General features: G+C 35.6%; 26 protein-coding genes and 2 pseudogenes. 5 read left to right on the top strand and 23 right to left on the bottom strand.

Features of this window, described 5'->3' with window-relative positions; genetic code table 11:
- Positions 1-43 precede the first annotated feature (43 nt).
- The 5 genes from HXT60_RS04225 to HXT60_RS04245 all read right to left on the bottom strand — a co-directional run bounded on the left by HXT60_RS04225 (position 44) and on the right by HXT60_RS04245 (position 5,704).
- Entirely contained in the window at positions 44-2,827 is a 2,784-nt protein-coding gene (locus HXT60_RS04225; RefSeq protein ID WP_421790829.1) for an ATP-binding cassette domain-containing protein, read from the bottom strand.
- Positions 2,828-3,014: 187 nt separating this feature from the next.
- Positions 3,015-3,449, bottom strand: a complete 435-nt coding sequence (locus HXT60_RS04230) for a hypothetical protein (RefSeq protein WP_162860833.1) — start codon at positions 3,447-3,449, stop codon at positions 3,015-3,017.
- Between the two features lie 247 nt (positions 3,450-3,696).
- Complete coding sequence (locus tag HXT60_RS04235; RefSeq protein ID WP_180947076.1) at positions 3,697-3,837, bottom strand: hypothetical protein; 141 nt, start codon at positions 3,835-3,837, stop codon at positions 3,697-3,699.
- A gap of 285 nt (positions 3,838-4,122) precedes the next feature.
- Entirely contained in the window at positions 4,123-5,082 is a 960-nt protein-coding gene (locus tag HXT60_RS04240) for a hypothetical protein (protein ID WP_048729997.1), read from the bottom strand.
- A gap of 115 nt (positions 5,083-5,197) precedes the next feature.
- Positions 5,198-5,704 (bottom strand): GNAT family N-acetyltransferase, encoded by a 507-nt coding sequence (locus HXT60_RS04245; protein ID WP_004117498.1) that lies wholly within the window; start codon positions 5,702-5,704, stop codon positions 5,198-5,200.
- 360 nt (positions 5,705-6,064) lie between these two features.
- Between HXT60_RS04245 and HXT60_RS04250 the strand changes: the two genes are divergently transcribed.
- Complete coding sequence (locus HXT60_RS04250; RefSeq protein WP_004114757.1) at positions 6,065-6,379, top strand: type II toxin-antitoxin system RelB/DinJ family antitoxin; 315 nt, start codon at positions 6,065-6,067, stop codon at positions 6,377-6,379.
- Positions 6,376-6,708 (top strand): type II toxin-antitoxin system RelE/ParE family toxin, encoded by a 333-nt coding sequence (locus HXT60_RS04255; protein WP_004113282.1) that lies wholly within the window; start codon positions 6,376-6,378, stop codon positions 6,706-6,708. The genes HXT60_RS04250 and HXT60_RS04255 overlap by 4 nt, the downstream gene beginning before the upstream one ends.
- A gap of 254 nt (positions 6,709-6,962) precedes the next feature.
- Here HXT60_RS04255 and HXT60_RS04260 read toward each other — a convergent pair whose 3' ends face one another.
- The 3 genes and pseudogenes from HXT60_RS04260 to HXT60_RS04270 all read right to left on the bottom strand — a co-directional run bounded on the left by HXT60_RS04260 (position 6,963) and on the right by HXT60_RS04270 (position 8,403).
- A complete protein-coding gene (locus HXT60_RS04260; RefSeq protein ID WP_004114756.1) occupies positions 6,963-7,118 on the bottom strand; it encodes a hypothetical protein in 156 nt (51 codons plus the stop codon).
- Positions 7,105-7,187 (bottom strand): annotated as a pseudogene (locus tag HXT60_RS04265) (toxin-antitoxin system protein); the annotation flags it as partial. The pseudogene HXT60_RS04265 and the gene HXT60_RS04260, both read right to left, overlap by 14 nt.
- 22 nt (positions 7,188-7,209) lie before the next feature.
- Positions 7,210-8,403, bottom strand: a complete 1,194-nt coding sequence (locus HXT60_RS04270) for a hypothetical protein (protein ID WP_004114755.1) — start codon at positions 8,401-8,403, stop codon at positions 7,210-7,212.
- Between the two features lie 192 nt (positions 8,404-8,595).
- Between HXT60_RS04270 and HXT60_RS04275 the strand changes: the two genes are divergently transcribed.
- Both HXT60_RS04275 and HXT60_RS04280 read left to right on the top strand, forming a co-directional pair.
- Positions 8,596-8,799 carry a helix-turn-helix transcriptional regulator gene (locus HXT60_RS04275; RefSeq protein WP_004113289.1) on the top strand — a complete coding sequence of 68 codons (204 nt, stop codon included), beginning with the start codon at positions 8,596-8,598 and terminating at the stop codon, positions 8,797-8,799.
- Positions 8,796-9,197, top strand: coding sequence for a DUF2178 domain-containing protein (locus HXT60_RS04280; RefSeq protein ID WP_421790832.1), 402 nt, complete (start codon positions 8,796-8,798; stop codon positions 9,195-9,197). The genes HXT60_RS04275 and HXT60_RS04280 overlap by 4 nt, the downstream gene beginning before the upstream one ends.
- Before the next feature lie 23 nt (positions 9,198-9,220).
- On the opposite strand, the gene HXT60_RS04285 is transcribed toward HXT60_RS04280, so the two are convergent.
- The 14 genes and pseudogenes from HXT60_RS04285 to HXT60_RS04350 form a co-directional block, all read right to left on the bottom strand.
- The gene (locus HXT60_RS04285; RefSeq protein WP_004117468.1) at positions 9,221-9,865 is read right to left on the bottom strand and encodes a helix-turn-helix transcriptional regulator; all 645 of its coding nucleotides are present in this window, start codon (positions 9,863-9,865) and stop codon (positions 9,221-9,223) included.
- Between the two features lie 918 nt (positions 9,866-10,783).
- Entirely contained in the window at positions 10,784-11,770 is a 987-nt protein-coding gene (locus HXT60_RS04290; RefSeq protein ID WP_103013161.1) for a helix-turn-helix domain-containing protein, read from the bottom strand.
- 468 nt (positions 11,771-12,238) lie between these two features.
- Positions 12,239-13,522, bottom strand: a complete 1,284-nt coding sequence (locus HXT60_RS04295) for a hypothetical protein (RefSeq protein ID WP_004113312.1) — start codon at positions 13,520-13,522, stop codon at positions 12,239-12,241.
- A 13-nt stretch (positions 13,523-13,535) separates the two neighbouring features.
- Positions 13,536-13,832 (bottom strand): type II toxin-antitoxin system RelB/DinJ family antitoxin, encoded by a 297-nt coding sequence (locus tag HXT60_RS04300; RefSeq protein ID WP_217431484.1) that lies wholly within the window; start codon positions 13,830-13,832, stop codon positions 13,536-13,538.
- A gap of 478 nt (positions 13,833-14,310) precedes the next feature.
- The gene (locus tag HXT60_RS04305; protein WP_004114745.1) at positions 14,311-14,748 is read right to left on the bottom strand and encodes a GNAT family N-acetyltransferase; all 438 of its coding nucleotides are present in this window, start codon (positions 14,746-14,748) and stop codon (positions 14,311-14,313) included.
- 81 nt (positions 14,749-14,829) lie between these two features.
- Positions 14,830-14,946 (bottom strand): annotated as a pseudogene (locus HXT60_RS04310) (conjugal transfer protein TraG); the annotation flags it as partial.
- Between the two features lie 31 nt (positions 14,947-14,977).
- Positions 14,978-15,463: an NUDIX hydrolase gene (locus HXT60_RS04315; protein ID WP_421790835.1), complete on the bottom strand. Its 486-nt coding sequence runs from the start codon at positions 15,461-15,463 to the stop codon at positions 14,978-14,980.
- 3 nt (positions 15,464-15,466) lie between these two features.
- Complete coding sequence (locus HXT60_RS04320; protein ID WP_009994770.1) at positions 15,467-15,721, bottom strand: ATP-binding protein; 255 nt, start codon at positions 15,719-15,721, stop codon at positions 15,467-15,469.
- A 272-nt stretch (positions 15,722-15,993) separates the two neighbouring features.
- On the bottom strand, positions 15,994-17,523 hold the full coding sequence (locus HXT60_RS04325; protein WP_009994769.1) for an RNA-directed DNA polymerase: 1,530 nt from the start codon (positions 17,521-17,523) through the stop codon (positions 15,994-15,996).
- A gap of 9 nt (positions 17,524-17,532) precedes the next feature.
- Positions 17,533-18,948: a helix-turn-helix domain-containing protein gene (locus tag HXT60_RS04330; protein ID WP_009994768.1), complete on the bottom strand. Its 1,416-nt coding sequence runs from the start codon at positions 18,946-18,948 to the stop codon at positions 17,533-17,535.
- A 468-nt stretch (positions 18,949-19,416) separates the two neighbouring features.
- A complete protein-coding gene (locus tag HXT60_RS04335) occupies positions 19,417-19,740 on the bottom strand; it encodes a type II toxin-antitoxin system RelE/ParE family toxin (protein ID WP_009994766.1) in 324 nt (107 codons plus the stop codon).
- Positions 19,740-20,042 (bottom strand): type II toxin-antitoxin system RelB/DinJ family antitoxin, encoded by a 303-nt coding sequence (locus HXT60_RS04340; protein ID WP_009994764.1) that lies wholly within the window; start codon positions 20,040-20,042, stop codon positions 19,740-19,742. The genes HXT60_RS04335 and HXT60_RS04340 overlap by 1 nt, the downstream gene beginning before the upstream one ends.
- Positions 20,043-20,254: 212 nt before the next feature.
- The gene (locus HXT60_RS04345; RefSeq protein ID WP_421790838.1) at positions 20,255-20,866 is read right to left on the bottom strand and encodes a CadD family cadmium resistance transporter; all 612 of its coding nucleotides are present in this window, start codon (positions 20,864-20,866) and stop codon (positions 20,255-20,257) included.
- Positions 20,867-21,039: 173 nt separating this feature from the next.
- A complete protein-coding gene (locus HXT60_RS04350) occupies positions 21,040-21,303 on the bottom strand; it encodes a hypothetical protein (RefSeq protein ID WP_064623014.1) in 264 nt (87 codons plus the stop codon).
- 71 nt (positions 21,304-21,374) lie between these two features.
- Here HXT60_RS04350 and HXT60_RS04355 point away from each other — a divergent pair, with 71 nt between their 5' ends.
- Positions 21,375-21,602, top strand: coding sequence for a hypothetical protein (locus HXT60_RS04355; RefSeq protein ID WP_308410524.1), 228 nt, complete (start codon positions 21,375-21,377; stop codon positions 21,600-21,602).
- 204 nt (positions 21,603-21,806) lie between these two features.
- Here the strand turns inward: HXT60_RS04355 and HXT60_RS04360 are convergent, their stop codons facing one another.
- Positions 21,807-23,285 carry an Lsa family ABC-F type ribosomal protection protein gene (locus tag HXT60_RS04360; RefSeq protein WP_004113321.1) on the bottom strand — a complete coding sequence of 493 codons (1,479 nt, stop codon included), beginning with the start codon at positions 23,283-23,285 and terminating at the stop codon, positions 21,807-21,809.
- Between the last annotated feature and the right edge of the window lie 99 nt (positions 23,286-23,384).

The following is a 23,384-nucleotide window of genomic DNA, read 5'->3' on the forward strand; positions in this document are numbered from 1 at the left end:
CAGTAACGTATCAACGAACGCAACTCACAGTACTTTTGGATTCTTAATATTCATCAAAATTAATCACTTTATCAAATACATCACAATTAGTTTGCGCGTGCAACACAACTACAAGCTTGTTATTCCTCGTTTTAGCACATCTGATAGCTCGCACGATTATTTCACGTTCACTACAACCATCAGCATCAGTTACACTTTTGAACGTCTCATCCAACATAACAACAGTTCGCTGCTGAGAACCAATACACTTTGTGAGCGACGTGAAATCTGGAGCAACAATAGCACCGTTATCATCAAATAAGTAATCTTCAATCAGCATACAATTCTGAGTATTGTTATGATCAAACCAATCTCGCAACAATACTGATTTACCAGCACCACTAGCGCCAATAATAGCAACTGAAGAAATATCACTATCAGCAATAGTTTTACTAAGATTCTGATATGCTAATTCATTCCTCTTATACGCTTGCTGCTTACGCTCATAATTTTCCAAACTGAAAACTCGTTGAGCAGTCTGAGTTAAAACACCTGAATCTTGCAAAGTTTCAATCACATTTTCCAAGCTTGACGACAGCATTACCACAAAATACAACACAGCACTAGCAGAAGCAAAATTCATTGATGATACTGTAAGCATATAAAGTATTGAAAATTCCAATATTAAAGAGAGACTTTGCATCATGCAATTTCTCACTGTGTAAATATTGATAAAACGACGCATACGCTGCCAATACTTATTTTCTGACGAAGCATAATGATACTTGCGCGAACTATCAAAAATAGCACCTTGTGGTAAGCTTCGCGTTGATAATAACGACGATAATGCTCCTAAAAACTTATCGCGATATTGCGCTTGTTTATCCGCAGCCGTATTAAGTAATCGAGAACCGGCATACCATATTAGACAAGATAACGGCACCATAATAATCATTATGTATACGTACTGCGGTACTGCAGCAATTGTCATAGCAAGAACTATTACTGTTTGAACAATAATAAAAATAACGTGTGCAATAGCACTTGGAATACTCATCTGTAAGTCAGAAAAATCATCCCCAAGTCTACCTAAAACATCACCTTTATTATCAATATTTGAATACTTATGCAAACGCATAATCAAACGATTATGCAGTTTTGTAAGCCGCACAATTGGCACAGCATATACAGGAAAATTAAGAGCAATAATGCCAACGACAATAAGCAAGCTTGCAAGCAATGCAGAAGACTGAAGCATATTTAAGCTGGTGTTCGTAGCAATATTCTCTACAAACATTAACTCAGCAAGAACTATGAGTACTGTTGCTATAGGCAAACAAACAATACTAGCGGAGAACAATTCGCGCACAGTTCTAATGAACTTACCACGTGATTCTGCACCTGTAGGAATTTTCGATTCCACACAATCCGCTTGCATAGTTTTATCACTACAAGTATTCTGCAAATGATTTTCTTCAACCACACTATGCGTGACTTGCTTAGAGTTGTTACCATAAAACACGCAAGGAATATACTCTGGATTACGTGCAAATAAAACAATATGATGAACTTGAGAACTTAGCATAACTTGTGAAACTGTTTCTCGAAGCTCTGGATTTAACACAGAAAACACGTCATCAAGCACCAAATATTCCACGTCTTGAGCAAACGCCATAGCAAGCACCACGCGTTGACGCTCACCAACAGATAACGTTTCAGGATTATGCAAAAACCTATCCGCAACCTCACGCGACACATTAAATAAACGCAAGAAGTTTTCGTACTTCCGACGAGTATCATCGCTCGCAATATCAAACCAAGCTTCAATAAGCCCCTGCGACATAATAGGATTACAAGGCACCAATATTTTACTACTGCTAACAATAGAATCATACGCATTCAACGCCGAGCCAGCTTCTTTAGACAAAAGAGCGAACTTATTATCAAACACAACAGAATCAGAAATATTAGTAGCATCCGCGAGAGTATTATTCATAGCATTTTGCTCTAATTGCACTAAATCCTTGTCCATTGGAAGAGCAAGCCGAATCACGCGATAATTCACAATATTATTCTGCATGGCGCCATACAAATATTTAATCGCAAAAAGAATTCCAACATTAAACAACGCATTTGGAAAAATAGTTACATGAACAAGAACAACACCAGCAAGCAGTAATGTCAACCCACCTTGCTCGACAATATTACTCAATAATTGAGGAAATATGCGCTTATAAAGCACTCTTTCTTCTGCTTTACGTGCATCTTCAATCGCTGTAATACCAACATTATAACGATACACTCTTGAAGCGTGAGGAAGTTTATCAATAATTTTACTGAGAAGATTACGACGTTTACCTTCTAAATCCACATAGTTCTTCCACAATACGCCAATCCAACGTATAAGGAACAAATTACCAACGCATAATAGAACTAATAGTAAAACCGCTACAATACTATTCTCGTGATATTGAACAACACAGATAGCAAAAAGAATAATAAACTGCAATATTGATAACACAAAATCAACACCATAAGCTATCTGACTTATCTGATTTGGATATGTTAATGCCGAAGACTGCAATGTTTCATCATCATTATTCTGAACAGATAAACGCACAAAACGATGGAAAGTAAGCTGACGAAACAAAGCGATAAGAAGCATTTCACAACGATCTTTAGCAATAAAACCAAATGCTTGTAAGAAGAAAGATAACGCCAACTTAAACGCAACAAACCCTTCAAGCAGCGTCGAAGCAGAATGCAACGATCCCATCGTATAAATAAGCAGCAACATTCCAGCAAGCTGTATCAAACCAGTAATAAAAACTGATAACACCTGCGGCATAAGAACTATAAAATATACTAAAGCACCTTTTGTACGTTGATGCTTCGCAACGAACGAATCGTAACGAGATACAACCCTATTTAACATATACCTCCAACATACATATTCATTCCAAACCCTCTAATCTACAAGTTTCATTAACTAATTCATCATCAGGGAAACGATTCAAATCAAGTGCAAAATATCACTATTTCTTCTTATAACCTACAGCAACATTACCTGCTTTATTAAGCCCTGGTACTTTAAGAACATCAGAGCCTGGCTTGTCTTTTAAATCAAATTTCCCAACTAAAAATAAAGATTTAAGTCCTGGACCAGGTAAATTGAACGATGAGTCAACTAACTTAATACGCTTATCTCCAAGAGTGACTTTAGACAAATCATAGTGAGAATCAAGAATATCGCGCGACACAAATAGATACAACTCATCCTTATTCATATAGTTTTCTGGCATACGAAACTCTTCCCGAGACACCGCCACCGTTTCCCAATGATACGACGCAAGCGCCGCCTTCTCATCATCGTCGGAACATCCCGCAAGAGAAAAGATAGTACCTAGCAGCAGAAGCACAACAAGACAACTTTGAAAAATGGTTTTACAAAAAATAGTTTTACTTCTCATAACACTACTAGTCTCCTTTTCGTTAACACGACTCTGTATCAAATGATTATAAAACAGACTATTAAGTAAACAAGATCTACCCTTCGCTCTGATTACTGTAATAATCTTAATAAATATACTATTTTTTTTTATTAATTTGTCTAGATTATCAACGCTAATCTCTTCGTTCACTATCAAACTATAATTTTCATAAACAGCAAGGTTCACGAAACAGAAGAACCAGAAGGATCAATATCATCATGCTCGTTTAATGCTTCCAACAATATTCCCTCATAAACGAAGCAATTACCTGCAAATCTTCACCTTCATAATATTCAACAAGCAACTTCTTAAACTCAGGAACCCTATTTTCTGGAATAACCAACAAGCCTTTACCATGAGAGATCAAACAGTGTAGGGAACTTTTTTACAATTTTTACACCGATTTGTTCCCCAAAACATAAGCAACTAAATCAATAGGCATTCGAGTAAGAAACAGCCAAAACACGTTCAAAAACTACGAGAACCCAGCCTAAAGCCGCCACACGCTAAACCTTTTAACGATAGACCTCGCTAAGCCCTGCTACACAAGGGCAAAAATGCACCCACCTAATCCACACGTGACATCAATACGACACACTCCACGTACGTAGAGCCTTTTGCTCAAAAGAGAAGAAAACAGTCTTATAAAATCTTATGCGGCTACTGCGGTTCTTCTCCGTGGGTGCCACTTGATAACGAGAACAATATTGGTAAGCACAATGCCAACAACTACGCTTACCCATACTAAGCTCGGTGTAAGAAGCCAAGCGAGAACACCGAAGATCAGCAGTCGAAGCAGTACAACAATAGCCAAGAAAGGCCAACTTTTTGTTAGGCATTTCTGTTGATCAGCCTTCAATGCGCCCATCAGAACCATAATCGCAGCCGCCGCGCAAGAAAATAGCATATTGCCCAAGAATATGACGAGTAGCGTGCGCCAGCCAGCGATACTAGCAAGCATCCACCATTGCAGCATCAATGCAAGCAAAAATGTGACAACAGCATATACTGCTTCCATCAGCATATTCGCAACGATTAACGAGGAGAATGTTAGAGACGTACTTCTAGGAGTGTCTGTTTTACCTGCGCTCTCATGCTGTAATGCAATCATGTTTCTCGCCTCGGCGCGCTTTACGCGCTCTTCTTCAAGCATTTGAACGCCAAGCTCAACCGATTTCTTTGAAGCTTCCTGTAATTGCGCATCCGTCATACCTGGCTGCCAAGGTTTTTCAAAAACAAACAGCAACACACTAGTAATCGCTGCGCCAATAATAATGCTTAGCAGCGTAGTATTGGAAACAAGCAATAAAGCAATACCGGAAGTCACCAGCAGCCTGAGTACGAAATCGATGATTCCGATAAGCAAATCGCCAGATCCGTCATCTGGTCTGCTATGCCTATCCCACTGCAGATACGCTGTGCTTAGCAGCGAAAACACCACAACACTCAGTGCGAGTATTGCCACAGTTTCCCAACCTAGTACGCGGTGCCCTATGAACTGTTGTACAAGCAACGCAATAATAAGCGTGCAAATGCCAGCAACAGTTTCTGTAATCACATGACCCCAAAAAGCATGCTTGAAAAGCACTGGCCTTACATTCGTCTCACTCATCATCTTTCTCCAGAAAATGCAATCACGGAATATAGTGCTTTGATTGCACAAAATGTTTAAAAATTGTCCTAAGCCACGATTGAGTGGTTAGTATAGATAAAATTTAATCTTTTTCCTATATATTAATCCAATACCTTCTTGTCGTAACATTTCCTCTTGATAAGCTATTTTTCACTTTGTTTTCCAAAATTCCACCATTATTTTCTATAACTCGTATGGAGCCAATATTGTCATCATCACACGTAATCAAAACCTTATGCAGATTCAAAGTCTCTTTACAATATGTAAGTGCCATAGAAAGCATTTTTGTTCCATAGCCCTTCATGCATTCAGATTGTCTAATTTCGTATCCTATGTGACCACCATAGTTAATTAAAAAAGAATTTAATTCATGCCTAATATTAATTTCACCAATAAATTTTTCATTATCTATCAGCCAAAATGTAGTAGCTCTAACATAATTTTCAGGTAAATTTATACCATGTTCAATGTTATAAGAACTCTCTATAATTGTCTCATAGTTTCTAAAACGTCTTTCTGCATTCGGCCTAAAAATTTCATCTTCTTCATTTGCTTCTATATAACCTTGGATATATTTACTATCTGGTCTAATTAATTTCATAAGTTCTCCTTATTCTTAATATGTGATTCTAATAAGAATACAATTCTATTAAAATTAGAATCCATAATAGTTTGTTTAGCTTTAATAGTATTACTATTAAAAAAAAAACCACACATACAAGCTTTATTAAAGAAAAATTTTTTATTTTTCAAGTGCACACTATGGATATCGGGTGCACTTTTTAACGATAGGAAAAGGCTATCGTTAAAAGGCTTAAAATTGGCTTAATAGCTTGAGTTTGAATCCGAAGATACAACAACGGAAAGCTATAATCTGAATAGTGATTAAACTTTTGCTTTCATTCGCTTGCATATGCTTGCAAGAATTTTGTAAAATAAGGTCAGAAAGGAAGCCAACACAATGACAAACACGAACGCTGTATATGCAAGAATCGATACAAATCTTAAAGAAAACGCCGAAAACATATTGAACCAACTTGGAATAACACCATCTTCAGCAATCCAAATGCTTTACAGCCAGATTGTTTTACAAAAAGGTATGCCTTTTGAACTCCGATTGCCAACTAATAAGCAAGAAGAACCGCTTACTTTAGGTAATTTAACTCGAGCCGAACTGGATGCAGAATTACAAAAAGGCATCGACTCTATTTCAACTGGCAAACAATATAGTGCAGATGAAGTAGACCAATTCTTCGCTAAGAAATACGGCGTATGAGCACAACCTATAGCGTCATTTATTCTCCGCAAGCGTTCCTTGATCTCAGCGAATTATACGAGTATATTCGCTTCACATTACAAGTTCCAAAAACGGCGGAAAAACAAGTCAACCGCATTAAGCATGCTATACGTTCTCTTGAGACTATGCCTATGCGATATACGCTTATTAATTGGGAACCTTGGTGTTCTAAAGGAATACGCAGAGTTCCAGTCGACAACTACACTGTTTTCTACCAAGTAGACGAAAACCAAATGACTGTAACAGTTATTCGCATATTCTACTCAGGCAGAAATATAGAAAGTATTGTTAACGACACAAACAACTAATGCGCGTTTGTATTAGAAAAGTAACGAACGAAGTAGCGTAATTTCGAACGTTATAAAACACACTCACCTAATCAGCCTTTGACATCAATACTATAGTCTCAACGTGGATTTAGAGAACTCCTAGTATGGCTACACTCTTTTCAAGTGCACACTATGTATAGTGGGTGCACTTTTTAACGATAGAAAAATATTGCAAAAAGGTTTAAGACCTGCTTAATAACACGTTTACATTACAATTGTTCCAGTTGCCTAGCCTAGTAACTTCTAACGTAAATAACCGCGAGTATTTGAATTTCTTTTCTATTCTCATCAACCAAAAAGTAAATGTAATAATTTTTTACGCGTATTTTTCTAAAACCAAGATTACCCCACGGTTGCCAATCATCGTTCAAGCTCTTAAAAAACATCATCTATCGGATAACTATCACTTTGAGCTGCCTGATCATAGCCTTTGACATCAACGCGTTAAACGTTTTCTCACAACATGAAACAATATATGACTTACAACAAATATATTTTTTCTTTATCAACACATATTTGCGAAGTACGATTGTAAATTTGAGTTATATCCTCCATTTTTTCAACAAACACTTTTGTTTCCGGATCACGCAAAACAGCAAACTCCTTTACTGCTTTTGCTCCCATTGCATTAGCATTTTCATGTAATCCGTTTCCTTTATCTTGTAAAAACTCATCAACAGAACCATCTTTAACTAAAGGAATACCACCAATTAGCTTACCAACAGCAGTACCAGCAGTACCTATAGCTTTCACAACGTTGACTTCCACTTCCGAATTACCAAGTTTTTCTAAATATAAAGAGCTTTTTTCAAATTTCTCACAGTAGTCATCAGACAATTTCTTTATCTCATTTTCTGCATTACTAATGTACTCTTCCGAAAAATTACCACTTAACATTATTTCCATCAAAGATGATAGAGAGAAAATATACAACGACAATCTGTAATACTTAAACTTTTTCCCTAAATCAGACAACGTCGAATTTACGTTACTTTTAGACACAATAAACTTCTTTAACAGAAGAATATCAGTAATCTTTTTCTGATAAGCAATAATGTTCTTTCTAGCACGATTCTTAATATCGATAACAAGCTTATGATTATTCGTAACAGAAATTTCATTATCCCAACTGCACTTATAAGTAGAAGCAATCCCCATCAATGACTCAACATCTGCCTCAATCTGTGACTCATTCTCAACTTCCATAAAGGTAAGTATCTTTTCCTGCGTCTCTTTAATCTTTTTCATATCTTTTTCAATAGAATAAATAGCCACAGCCATCATTAAAAGAGCAGGATTAAACGGAAGTGCTGTTTTCATAGAACCTTGCAAAGACTCCATCTTTGAAATCTGCATCATTCTAGAACCACCGTCAGCTTTTCTTAAAGATCCCCATAGATTCCCATTTTTTGCGTATTTTAGAGTATCACCTGCAGCTTTATTAGCAATCTTATAAAGACCATCCGTAGGAATTGTTATTGTTTGAGTAACCGTATTACATGCAGGAATTAATGACGATAAACCAGATCCAAAATTCAATAATTCAGATACGGGAACACTTAATACTTTATTGTTGTTCTTAGTAAAATCTTTAACATCCACAAGAAGTTTTTCAGTAAAATCTACTAACGCATTTTCACTGTTACTTGCCGAAAGCTCACTACTGTTACCCATAAGAACAATACTATCTGAAATAGTATCTGAAAGAAAATTATACTTCTATTTTTTCTTACTCTCTTGAATACTATGAAACTTTGCAAACAATATTATCGAAATTAAATCCAATGGAAAGCAAACTTGACATTTACTTTCGAAACGATTATCTTATATGTAAAGCTAGCTTTCCATTAGAAAGGAGAATGTAATGTGAAAAATAGACTTGAACAAATTAGAAAAGAAAAAGGCATAACCCAGGAAGAACTTGCTGACGCACTCGAAGTATCAAGACAAACAGTCGGTTCTTTGGAAAATGGGAGATATAACCCGTCAATCATATTGGCATACAAAATTGCTAAGTACTTTAATTTAACAATCGAAGAAATATTTATTTACGAGGAGGATAAAAAATGAAAAAACAAAAAACCCAGAATTTTTGGTACATAGGTTATGTAATAGGTATTTGCGGATTAATTCTTGCACTGACTCTTAAACTGAATGAATCCGTCGAAATTCTATTGTCAGTTGTTTTTGTTGCGATTATCTCACTTTCACACGTAAAAATCATGCACTATAAGATGATGAAAAAAGACCACACCTACAAAATAAATATGAACGATGAAAGAAACGAGAAAATCAAAGATAAAGTAAATGCAACAATGGCATTCATACTAATGCACCTAATGGGAATAATTGCCATAATTGCATTTATCACAAAAGCATATTTACCAGCTGCTCTTTTAGCTATTTCAGTCGCCTTTTCTCCATTAATCATGTTTTTTATCAACAAATATTATGAGAAAAAATATTAAAACCAGACCCACCCACCCATTTACTACTTATTACGAAGCAAACCAACTTTCATAAATTCTTTATCTCCAATACGGAACTTTTTACTATTAAACGCCACTCCCATAATTCTGCTAATAATATACTCATCAGTTATAAGCACGAAATACTGCTTATCTTTTTTATCCACCAAATAATACTGATCAGCCCCAAGAGTGGCAACAGCTTTACTGAAATCATATATGCCAAACAATGGCAATCCTCCAAGGAGAGTAGAAAACCATCCAACAAAATTATCCACCATTTTCTCAGATGAACTGTTATAAGTCTTAACAACAGTTAGCATATTGATTTCTGAGTCAGGATATTCATCTAGGACAATCTGCTCTTTAACTTTCGACTTCTTAAAACTGCTCAACCTACCGTCGAAACCATATTTATTGAGATTAATAGGCTTCTTAGTAATAGAAAAATCAACGCTATTGTTCTCATCCAAAAGATAATCAACACTCACGCTTAGAGCATACGCAATAAATTTCAGATTCTCGATATCTGGCAAACCCCGATTCGTTTCCCATTTTGCTACAGCAGCACGAGATACCATCAATAATTCCGAAAGCTCCTCCTGCGTCAACCCAGCTTCCAGACGAGCCTTTTTAATTTTTTCCCCCAAAGATATAACACTACTCATGACACAACTCCTTTCAAATCACTTATTACACATAATGAAATTACTTGACGGAAACCAAAATAGTATTGAAACATTTGATTTATATACCGCCTAATTACAAACTAACAAATAATTTACAACGGAAAAAGAAACAAGGTGAAACACTATAGTTACCAACTGTAACAGAATAAGAAATCAAATAATGTAGGGAACTTTTTTACAATTTTTACACCGATTTGTTCCCTAAAACATAAGCAACTAGAGCACACAAACACTCGACAGCAGAATAGCAAAATCACATCTAGAATCTCGAGAAGTAAGCTTAAATCCACCGCACGCTAAACCTTTTAACATTTAGTCCTACAACCACATTTCTAAACAAAGCCAATCGTCGCACTAATATCCCGCCAAACATCGGAACAAAATCCAGACAATCGTCGGAATGAAAACCCGCCAATTCGCAAGGAAAACAATGAAACATCGCGCTTGCTCTTGCTTATTAAACCCTTTAATAATAGCCATCGCAAAACATAATCTACATAAGAGCAAAATCAAGTACCTTACGCATTCTCTTCCAATAGAAAATCCGGTAAATATTTGTATATAATCCCTTCTTGCGAAAAATTCATTGTGTCCATCGATAAAACGAATTTGGGATAATTATCCTTAACCAATCAATAAACGCCAAATTCCCTACTACGAGCATCTTCGCTAGCCATCAAATAAGCAACTTGATAACTTGGAGGAATAAGTCTTATCGAGAACAGAAGTAAGCTGGGTGTGGCTATCTAAAAAAATGTCCGCACCCCGACGGTAAAGCCTATATGTGCGACATTTTTAATCATACTTTCACCCTTGGGGGTAATATTAAGCGCAAGCATACCATATTTCGTTCGGATAGCACCTGTTATTCGCCACAAAATCGACGCTGAAAGTCACTTATTTCTTTCCGAGCCTCCACGCTTTGAGCACTACTTCTATTACTCCGTAAGTCAATGCGGACAACGGCCAAACAATCCAACTTTTTCCCCAATCGGACGTGATGAAACTGTAGACTAAATAAATGCAGACAATTATAAGCCAGTAAGCTTGGAGCAATAACCTAATCTTTGCAGGATAGACAATCTTTTTCTTCGGTTGCAGCAAACGGTAATAGGACGAGCGGATAATATTCGCCTGTACAAATAAATAAACAGCTGCTGCCACTAGGGCAATAGCGATAACTACAAAAAAGTCGGATGAAAGTTGATAAAATTCCGGCACTATATCCGAAATTATAAGAAAAATAAAGGCAACCATACATAAAACGACACCGCTGACCGTCCGCAGCACATACGACGGCATGAACCGTTCCAAGCGTTCTTTGAGCACACTGTCAACTCCGTAAGCTGTTTCAAAGTCCTCTTTTTCCAAATATTGATAACGCTTTTCGTGGAAACTCTGAATAATAAAAATAGCTACAGCTACGGCAATAATAGCAACGCTGAATGCTAAGCCAATAGTTTTACCGACTTGCGCATTTACTGTGGTAGAAAGCAAAAGATTACTGCCGATCAACGGGATTGCCGCCAGAATACAAAGAAGAACGCCTAGAGCAACATAGGCGGCAAATGATATTCTGTGAGCAATATAAGCGGAGGCTTCTTCCAGCTCAATTACACGCATGCGGACGCCGGCTTCTTCCTGGCAGGCATTTTCATTTGCGTTGACGTTCTTCCCCATAACATCAATTTCATCTTTTACAAGAAGATCTGTACTAACACCAAACAAACGGCTCAATGCAATTATCCGTTCCATATCCGGGATACTTTGTGCACCTTCCCATTTGGAAACAGCTTGGCGACTGACGCCCAATTTGTCCGCCAATTCTTCCTGCGACCAACCGTTTTGTTTACGCAGTTCCAATATTTTATCTGCTAAAATCATAAAAACATCTCCATTTCAAACTCGAATTCATCATGATCGTGGTGAAATTATAGCTGAAACAGCAGTTGCGTAGTAGCAAGTGCGATTGGCAATTTCCGTTGAAAGCGCAATTTCTGCCGACAAATGAGCGCAACCGACCGCCAATTTGTTTTCTCTCATGTTCGCACCGCATTTTCCAATCATCTTCACTAACGCAAGCAAGCGCATCCGTTACAGACTGCAAATCTTAATCCTCATAATATTCAACAAGCAACTTCTTAAACTCAGGAACCTTATTTTCTTGAATAACCAACAAGCCATTACCATGAGAAATCAAATAATGCAGGGAACTTTTTTACAATTTTTACACCGATTTGTTCCCTAAAACATAAGCAACTAGAGCACACAAATATGGATTCTACTATCTGACAATCACTATCTGGCAATCTTCAGATACTCTTCGATTCTGGCATCCAACGATTCTGCCTACTACCAATCTGCCCTACTGCTCTCTGCAATCAGTCCAGTGCTATATTCATAAGTATAAGTGTTCTGCATATGAGCATCACTCGACGACCAGCTTCCATTTGAAGATTTTGAAGCCTTAAACAGAATATAAAGACCACATTTTCCATCCTGAGAGTCCCTGTTATACTGCAGATAAGTAATGTCCGAACGGCTTTCACTCAGAACAAAGTACATATCCCCCTTGGCGGTATAGTTCTCCTTGAACGCAAAGCCTTTCGCCGCAAAATACTTATCAAATATCTTAAGCGCTGCATTTCTTTCCTTCTTTGATTCTAAATCACGCTCAGCGGCATCATGCAAATCGTAATTTTTATCTGGCTCTTCAACCTTTAATCTTGTATCTTTTAATCTTGTATCTTTCCTGTTATTGCGATCGATTCTGCGATACCACTCAGATTCACTTATTTTTGGATCAGTATCACTTGAATCTGTCATTGGTCGAAGATACTTAAGGAAAAACGGACCTTCAGACCGATAAAGATAATACTCAAAAGGAGCATACATATCATCCACGTGCTCTGTGTATGTACCATTATCATTTTGTTTCACAGAATATCTTCCAACAATAAATAAAACGTCAAAAAATCCAAGACCTAAGATAATCAATACGCAAAGTAGAACAGATAGATAACGAAGTACAATTCTTATACCTATTTTCCGTATACGCGAAATAAGATAGAGATTATAGAAAACACATTCAAGAGCAATCGTAATCATCCAAACAACTGGCATTGCCGCGCATATAACATATACCCAAGTCTGCAAAAGCCACCGATTTGGAAGATGCAACGCAGTTATTTCAAAAAATGCAGTTAGAATACCACTTAACACAAAAAAGCAACAAAGAACCAGTGAGAGTCTACCCTTCCCCTGTTGATTATCATAGCTAAGAAAAGATTTGTTACGCTCTACATTTGCACTCCTAAAACGACTATGTATATTGCGCTGCCCAATAACACAAATAACCCAAATAAGAGACACTACAACAAGAAGAAGAATTGCAAAACAATAGGTGATCCATCCAAAAAGCTGTAGCTTATTGGACGCCATAAAAACAGTTCCAATAATCATTAAGATGGAAAAGATTTCCGCACTCAGTTGTAAAACCTTATACTTGGACAATTCCTTATTTGCACTGTTAAGGTTCTCACATATTTGCTCATGTGATTCACAATATAGTGGATTTTTCTCATCTGTGGGAGTATGTTCCTGCTTTTCCTTCTCTTTCATCGATGAATCTGACATTTTTCTATCCCTATCATCGTTCAAGCTCTTCAAAAACATCATCTATCGGATAACTATCGCCACAAACCGCCTGATCATAACCTTTAACCATCAACGCGTTAAACGTTTTCTCGTCCATATCATCTTGTGCCGGAAGTGACTTTGGAATAGTAAGCGAAAACGGAATACCCTTATTAAGAATGATTTGACGATAAAACATGTCAATAGCAGTAGCCCTAGGAATTCCAATAGTTTCCAGAATCTGCTCCGCCTGCTGCTTAATATTTTCTTGTATTCTCACATTCACATTCGCTGTTTTAGTAACTGCCATATCAATCAACCTCCATACACTCATCATAAAATACTGTATCGCATATTGCAACACATTTGCACGAATGGGATTTTTTGACTGTCATACACGATTTTTATGTTCGCATTACTGCATCAGATAGCACGATCAAGCGCCGTGATGGTGGGAAGCACCACTTATTTTTCTCGTTTGAGCCTGAACGTAAAAATGTCGGATAAAGGGAAGGAAATGAATTTACACCAAAGTGAGGGTTTGACCGATTCTTATCATCTTATCTCCTTTACTTTCTGTAACATATTTAATGGAACTAACATTTTGTCGTGTATATATTAGTGAGAAGCATTTGAAATACTTTCTTAGCTTCTTAGTGAGTTTTCCCTATTTATTGATAGCAAAACATAGGGAAATTAGGCAAGAAAAAAGACGATAGATTTTTTCTTTTTTCTATCGTCTTACACATTTAGTATTCAATTTTTCAGTTCAACAAACTAGAATTGACTTATTCGAAAATTTTAATAAATCTCTTTTGCGTCTTATCACATACATATCCTATATTTTCATAGAATTTATGTGCTTCCGTTCTTGCTTCTGCTGAGTTTAACCTGATAAACTTAAGTAATTTTTGTCGAGAATCCATTTCTAAATGATTCATCAATTTTTTTCCAATGCCTCTTCCTTGAAACTCTGGTAAAACAGCTAATCCTAGAATATTTAATCCACAATCTGAATAAAGACTCTCATACATTTCAGCATGTATAAATCCAACAACTTTATGTAAATCCTCATCCTCATAAACATAAATCACATGATGCTTTTTATCAGCGGATAGTTTTGTGATTTGATTCTCTACTAACTCTGTAGAAACAGTATATCCTAAAGAAATATCACATATTTCTCGTATAGATTGAGCATCTTCTTTTTTTATTTTTCTAATCATTTCATTACCTCCGCAACTTCAAATTTATCTAGCTCTATTATTTCAGATATACCCTCGACCATATAGTTATAACAGTAAATCTTACAATCTTGTAATTACCGTATTTCTATTAAGCTTAACCTTGCCTTTTCTCTTTATATATTCTTCAATATCAAACACATTATTATTGTCATAATCTTCTAAGAAATAATGTTTATGTAACGATCTCTTGCCATAATAGCGGGATTCATTAATATCTTTCATCTGAAATTATATGCTCTATTCCACTATGCTCCGATTTAAGATATTCTTTCATAAATGTCGGGTAAGCCTTGAACTTATCAAGCTCATCTATAGGTAACCAATGCATTGTCTCTTTAGCACCTGACTCTGTAGTGCTTTGGCTCGTAAAATCTCTTTTGCCCATGGACTTCATCAAGTAGTAGAGTGTAAGCTCATGGAAGTCTACTCCATCTAAGCCGGAACTACCGATGAATAAGTTCTCGTGTATGACGGCAAGATGATCTACTTCATAATTAAGACCCGTCTCTTCAAATACTTCTCTCTTAACGGCTTCTTCTGACGTCTCGCCCATGTGAACCGCTCCGCCAACTGAGTAGAAATAGTCATCCTCATCATTTCTTGCAAATAGCACACAACCTTCTTCGACTATGATAGCTGCCGCTCTATATCTAAATGCTTTTTTATCGTTAATAAATACGCAATTATGTTCCATAGTTTACTCCTTTAGAAAATCTGGTAAATATTTGTATATAATCCCTTCTTGCGAAAAATTCATTGTATCCATCGATAAAACATATTTAGGATAATTATCTTTAACCAATCTATAAACACCAAATTCCCTACTACGAGTCTCTTCACCCGCCATCAAATAGGAGACTTGATAATACTCAGTCTCACCTTGCCTAGTAGCAATGAAATCGATTTCTTGATTATTAATACGACCAACTTGAACCTGAAAACCACGAGACAAAAGCTCAATATAGATTCAATTACACTCTCGATTATAGCTTTCGATTATAGTCGATAAATTTATCGTTTCTTACACTTGTTTCTATTATAAACGAAACAAATTAAAAATTCACTTTTTGGTTTTATAATTAAAAAAAAATAAAACATCTTTATTCAAACGTCTGCGATTCGTATGCTTTTAATACACATCCCATGGCATCAAGCAAACGTTCTCCACATACTCATCATTGTCCAAACTTATTGAAGACACTCTATCGTAAATCGACAATTACCTTATCTATATTCAGATTTCAAGAATGAAACTTTATTCTTTTTCATTGCACACCACTCACCAGTTAGTTTTCCTAAACATTCATATACAAATAGCCAATATTGATCCATTTCACCTTTCTGTTCCAATTCTTTTGCATACTGTTTCAATTGTTTTACCTCTGATTTTAGGTTATTCTTTTTGCAATAAATAAATGCCATCAACATCAATATACAATCTTGAGAACTTTTAATGATTTCAACATCAATACTGTCAATTTTAGAGTTTGAGTCAATTGCATATAACAAAGCAAAGGAGCATGCTTCATAGTTGTTTTTTTGAATATATTTCTCATAGATCATATTTGCATATTTTTGGATTTGATTAGTATCTGCTTCATACTTCTTAAAAATAAATTCGCCTAATATCGGCACTAAATACGGATATAATAATGACAAAGACACAACTGACTTAATTAAATATTCCTGCGCATTTTTGGTCAAGTTAAAATCTTTAAGTGATTTTACTGCGTATAATATTATCGAGTTATTATCAGCATTTTCTGATACCAACTTTATTGTGAAATCTATAAATGCTTGAACTTCTTTATAATCAACATACTCCTTAAATTTTTGAAATGTAGCTATATAATTTTGTATTTTATGAACCCATGTTTCAACAACGCAAATCGGAAGTTCATATATTTCTGTTTTCTTATGATTCATTAATAAATCATATTTTCTTAATTCCCTGTTTAAGTCAATAATAAAATTGTCTACCTCTTCTTTCGTGTTAACATAGCATATGTAATCATCTATATTTCTTATATAAGACATATATTTTTTTGATAAATTTTCATCTATAGCGCATAGAATGATCTCTGACAATATATTAGAAGTATGTGGCCCTATTAAAAGTCCATGTGTTTCTCCATTTTTTACAATCTGTGCAAAATGATCTATTTGGTTGTACCATTCTTTATTGTTCTTTACATTTGCTTTTGCTGCATCTTTTCCAACAAGTGCCCATGGAATTGCATGTGTATATATGCTAGGATAGCACTTTGAAATATCGGCATGAATCATATACCTTTTTCCCAAATAAATGTCAGGCTCAGGAGTTCCATCATCTGTCCAGTTCTTATAATTCATCAAAAATAGTGCTTTTTTATCCTGCATTTTTCTAATATGAATACGGCTAATTATTCTCGGCTGTCCTTTTGTTTTTATTTTAAAATATTCAGTTAATTCAATCCAATGATTCCTCAATGTTTTGCATAACAGTTCATGTCCCATCGGGGTAGGGATACCAATATTTCTCGGAATATTGGTATTTCTCATGCTCTCATAGTTGATGTATCCTCTCCATTCATCTGAAAATGTGTCCTTGCGAATATTTTTACAATAGTCTAAAAACGAATCGCCTGAGAATATAGGAGGTAACTTCTCTGAAAACAGTCCATAAGCAACCAAACTATCATATAATTCATCGGGCTTTATTTCTGATATAAAATCATAATATGTTTTTAATTTTTCGGACCTCCAATTCTCCACTCATCGGCTTTAATCCACTTCCCAATGTCCATTTTTTCCCTTCCCCACATATTTAATGTTGGAAATAGATTTTATATATCTTGTAATTGTTTTCTCGCTAACACCCAACGTTTCAGCCATATATTTACGACTTACACGATGATCTTTCTTTATCATACTTACAATCAAATTCCTAATTGCTTCAGGAGACATTCGAAAGACATCTTGCGAGACATGTCGAGAGACATTCCCTCCACCAACCTTTTGCGTTGCTATCTTCTTTAGAGGAATAATCGTTCTGAATATATCTCCTTCTTCAAACACCGGATTTTGTCCTGAATAAAACTGTGTGTACTTGTAGGTGTTTCTCATTCCTGAGCCAAGTTCATCCGCAAGCCCTATTTCTCTGAAAACTTTAGATATAGCCGGATTCTTAGGAAATGGCTCAAACTTTTGTAAATCTAAAGCTCCCATTCCATGAGCCAAGTTACTGTTTTCAACCGTAATCTTCTCATCATCAATAATCATTTTTGCAGGGAAGCCACTTGAATAATCTCTGTGTGCTAATGTGTTTGATACAATTTCTCTAAGTATCCTATCTCTTGCATTGACATTTACAATTCCGTCTAAGACAAATAAATCGTTCAAATGTTTCTGTCCAAATTCTATAAGTCTTTCATAGCTATCAATCAGATTCGTAATGACAACATCTCTATCGTCATATCTATCCTTATTTTCAACTCTGAATATCGCATCTGTTTTGTGCTGCGGAAGAACTGACATAATAGAGTTGTCTTTTCCAAATAACAAAATAGCAGCTAATGTAATTCCTTCACGCTTTGTTTCCGGATCTGTCAAAATCAAATTGGCAGTTCGTAAAAGCTCTTCATTACTCATATTTTCCCAAACATGATTTTTATTTCGGAAGACAGCCATACTCTTGGCTTTAGCAATAACAGAAGCATCAAGAAAATCAATATCAAGATTCGGATATACTTTATTTACAAAATAGCTGCCCTGTTTTCTTGCATATAGCTTATATACAAGTTCTGAATGATCAGTGATATTGATGTCTCCTTCATAGGACCTATCCCAAATTCTTCCATTATGTCTGCATACCTGATAACCTTCCGGTACTCTGATATAAATTACTTTTTTCGCATCAATATCAAAGACTTTCGGTATTAAATAAAGCGGCGGATACATTTTTTGCGGATTATTGATTACCGTAGTAAATTCTTTAATCACTTTATCTACTTTATCTTCACTAACACCAACAATCTCTCTTTTGTCATTTACACCAAGTAAAACATGTCCTCCATTTCTATTATTGAAAGAGCATATTGTATCAAAGACATCTTTAGTTAAAGCATTCTTGGATTCTTTAAATTCGACATCTATTTTTTCGCCATTTTGAATGAGGTGATTTATCTCTTTAGAATTCATGTCTACCCTCCCATATTCACTAAAAATCGTCTGTATACATCTTAAAATACTTCAACGCATCCAAAATAGCTTCTTACTTTTCAATTGGACACTGTGGTCTTTTCTGTTTCTCACTTTTAGACATATTATAATGTTCCTTAACATCTAAACCATATTTTCTCTTCACTTGCGAATATGAAGTGTTGACATCTTAAACCCATACTTTTTCAAAAAATAAGTTTTAATTTATTCATAAGTTGCTTTACTATCCGCACAGGTAATATCCATCTCGTCAAGTGGAAGCTTAATACTAATATGTCATTTTGAGCCTAGTTTGGAAAGCAACACGATTGCCTCAACGTGGGTTGAGAGAACGGGTAGTATAGCTACACTTTTTTGAGTGCACACTATGAATAGTGGGTGCACTTTTTAACGATAGGAAAGGCTATCGTTAAAAGACTTAAGATTGGCTTAATAACAACGTTTACATTACAATTGTTCCAGTTGTTTAGTCTGGCCTCTTCTCACGTAGATAACCGCGAGTATTTGAACTTCTTTTCTACTATCATCAACACAAAAATAAACGTAATAATTTTTTACGCGTATTCTTCTAAAACCAAGCTCACCCCACGGCTGCTCATCTATACACTTCACACGATAAGGCATCGTCTGCAAAGACATCATTTCCGCTTTTAGTAGCTCGAGTACTCTTTTAGCTACCGTCGGTTCTTTTAACTCCGTGGCAATATATTCTCGGATAAGTGCAAGATGCTCTTTCGCCTGACGAGTAACTTTTACCTTATACTCATCCATTAAAGACCTCGTTCAAGCTCTTCAAAAACATCATCTATCGGATAACTATCGCCACAAACCGCCTGATCATAACCTTTAACCATCAACGCGTTAAACGTTTTCTCGTCCATATCATCTTGTGCCGGAAGTGACTTTGGAATAGTAAGCGAAAACGGAATACCCTTATTAAGAATGATTTGACGATAAAACATGTCAATAGCAGTAGCCCTAGGAATTCCAATAGTTTCCAGAATCTGCTCCGCCTGCTGCTTAATATTTTCTTGTATTCTCACATTCACATTCGCTGTTTTAGTAACTGCCATATCAATCAACCTCCATACACTCATCATAAAATACTGTATCGCATATTGCAACACATTTGCACGAATGGGATTTTTTGACTGTCATACACGATTTTTATGTTCGCATTACTGCATCAGATAGCACGATCAAGCGCCGTGATGGTGGGAAGCCCCGCTTATTTTCTCGTTTGAGCCTGAACGTAAAAATGTCGGATAAAGGGAAGGAAATGAATTTACACCAAAGTGAGGGTTTGGCCTATGAAATAATTAATAGTTCCATTTTCAGTTAATATATATAGACCGAGTCCAATAAACACGACAGGTACAATTACTTTTTCGTACTTTTCCACAGTCTCTCCGATAGCAGAAATTGAGGCGAGATTTTGAGATAATTTGCATAGAATCAAAATCCCTAAGGCAAATATTACTAAACTTATACTAATCTCAATCAAACTCTTTCCTGTAAAATAGGGGATATAAATTCCTAAATTATCTCCACCCATTGCCACTGTTAAACTTGTAAATGCTAAGATTTTTGATCCATCTCCGGTAATTTTCCCCTCGATATCTTCTTCATCAATATCTTCATCCACAAAAATTGCTCTTATACCAAGACCTAGCGGAATTAGACCAAGGAGTCCGATAATCCAATCTTGTGGAATAAAATTTAAAAAGTAAGCGGCAATAAGACTAGCCAGTACAAGCAGTCCTGTACCTAAATACTGCCCTACATAAATTGATTTCAAACCTTTCTTTCCTTGACTAGCGAATAAAATAGTCAAAACAACTAAGTAGTCAATGGATGTAGAAACAAAAACTAATAAAGCGGATACTATTGTTTCCATTATTCCTCCTTTCAAAATGTTAAATTTTTTAGACAAGGGGGTGCGGACATTTTTTCGACAGACGCACCCTCTTCTCTCCATTGATACTCAACCCGTAACTCTTTTAACAGCAAAAAAGCACGTCAGAGACTTGCTGATATACTTTTATTTTACCTTACACTTTTCCTGTAAGCTTAACACTTTAGTTCCGTTTTGCTCCCATCAATGAAAGTAAGATCAACCTTTCCATCGTGATGCACAGTTAGATGGTCAACAATGCTAAGCCAGACGTTTTCATCGAACACTGTTAACAAGTCCTGTTTTTTCAAGTCCTCGATAAAATATTCAACTTCATCATGCCTCATTTGCTTTTCAACAATACGAGCTTTTACTCCCTTAAGCCTTGATTCTACAGTATTGAACCTGTTCACTAGACTCGTATATTTTTTCTCCCACATATGCTACAGTACATTTCCTTCTGCATAAATTTTTTCCACTTGCAAGGTGGGGTGCAAAGTGGCGAATCGACTTGCATAAGCGATTAAAACATAATTCGCGAATGCACTTCGATTCGCTGAGCTTGCTCAAAGTTGAAAGCACAGTGTGCTTTCAACGCAAGCGAAGTACGTTAACATCCTGTGCACTCGACCCCAGAGCGTTGACATGTTCCCTCATACAGCAAAATCACGCTCAAAAATCACGAGAACACAGCTTAAAGCCACTTCGCATTAAACCTTTTAACGATAGCCCTCGCTAAACCCTGCTACATAAAGGCAAACTTGCACCCACCTAATCAGCCTTTGACATCAATACGACAGTCTCACGTGTATCAAGACTACCCTTATGATAACCATGCATCAATAAAAGAGCCTTAACGTTCATTGCAGGAGAGAAACTGGCAAGGGGAATGTCGTATGATGATAAAAGTCTAAGGCACTACAAACTGGGATTTGGATTTTACTTAAAATTGTATTATTTTATTAGCGATATCTTCTACAAATCGCTTATCGTGTTCCACAAATATGAGTGTAGGCTTTGCTTCTTTTATAATTTCCTCAATCTGTATTCTTGATATTACATCTATATAATTCAGTGGTTCGTCCCAAACAAATATATGAGCTGGCTTTGAGAAACTTACAGCAATTAAAACTTTCTTTTTTTGTCCATCACTATAATTCTTCATATCCATTTCAAATAATTCTCTTGAAAAATCTAATTTTCTTAGAATTGTTTTACACAATGTTTCATCAACATCTTGCTTGTGAATATATTCATTTAGGCTACCTGTTAAATTAGATGTGTCTTGAGGAATATACGAGATTTTTAAATTACCTGCTAATTTTATCTCACCTGTATACTCGTGATTTATACCTAATAAAATTTTAATCAAGGTTGATTTTCCGCTACCATTACCCCCATATATAGCCACTATGTCGCCTTGCTTTATCTCGAAACTTACATTATTTAGGATCTGTCTCTCTCCATAGCATGATGATAAATTGCTAACCGATATTAGAGGATTTTTATGATGATGTAATGGATGCAATAATAGACTTTCCTTTGTTTCGATATCTTTTAGTAAACTCTGTTTTTCTTCTATTGCCTTGTTTTGTCTATTCTCCAAATTCTTAGATTTTTTCATCATCTTGGCTGATTGATGACCTATATGTCCTTTGTCTGGTTTTACACCTGATACTTTTACACCATTTTTAGTATTTTCAATTTTATCAGACCAAATTTGACTTTGTCTTGCAGACTCTTTTAATCGTTTAATATCTTTTCTTAATCTCTCATTTTGACTAATTTCAAATTGGTCTTTCATCACTTTGTTTTCATACCATGATGTAAAATTTCCCGATTGGACATCAATAGAATTCCTGTTAATAGAAATAACATGATTGATACAACCATCTAAAAAATCTCTATCATGAGATATAAGCAAAAATCCTTTTTTACTTTTCAGATATTCACTTACAATTTTTCTTCCGTCCATATCTAAATGGTTTGTTGGTTCATCAATAAGTAAAAAGCCATCTTCTCTTGTAAACAAAATAGCTAAAAGGATTTTTGTTTGTTCCCCTTTAGAAAGCGTTTCAAACTCTCTGTAAACAAGGTTCTCATCTACATTTAGCAAACTGAGTTCTCTAAATAACTTCCATTCTTCATCATCTGATATTAGTTCTTTATATAACTCAATTCCTAATTTTGAAGTATCGCTTATATTTGGTGGAAATTTAATAAATTCAACATCCTTGCTTATTTTACCTTGATAAGTTTCTTGATTTAAAAGTAACTTAAATAGAGTTGATTTACCGATTCCATTTCTTCCTATCAATCCCGTTTTCCAGTTTGTATCAAAGGAAAACGATACATTTTTAAATATGGGTTTTACATATCCATAATATGAGAAAGTGAGGTTTTCAATTTTAATTACTGACATAAAACGCCTCCCTAAATTATCATTTACCGCCCGGGTGCAAAGTGTGTGCACCTTTTAACGTTTAGTTTTTCATGTATTACTACGGTTATCACTGCTTTG

The organism is Gardnerella sp. KA01002 (genome assembly GCF_049244015.1).
GTDB lineage: Bacteria > Actinomycetota > Actinomycetes > Actinomycetales > Bifidobacteriaceae > Bifidobacterium > Bifidobacterium vaginale.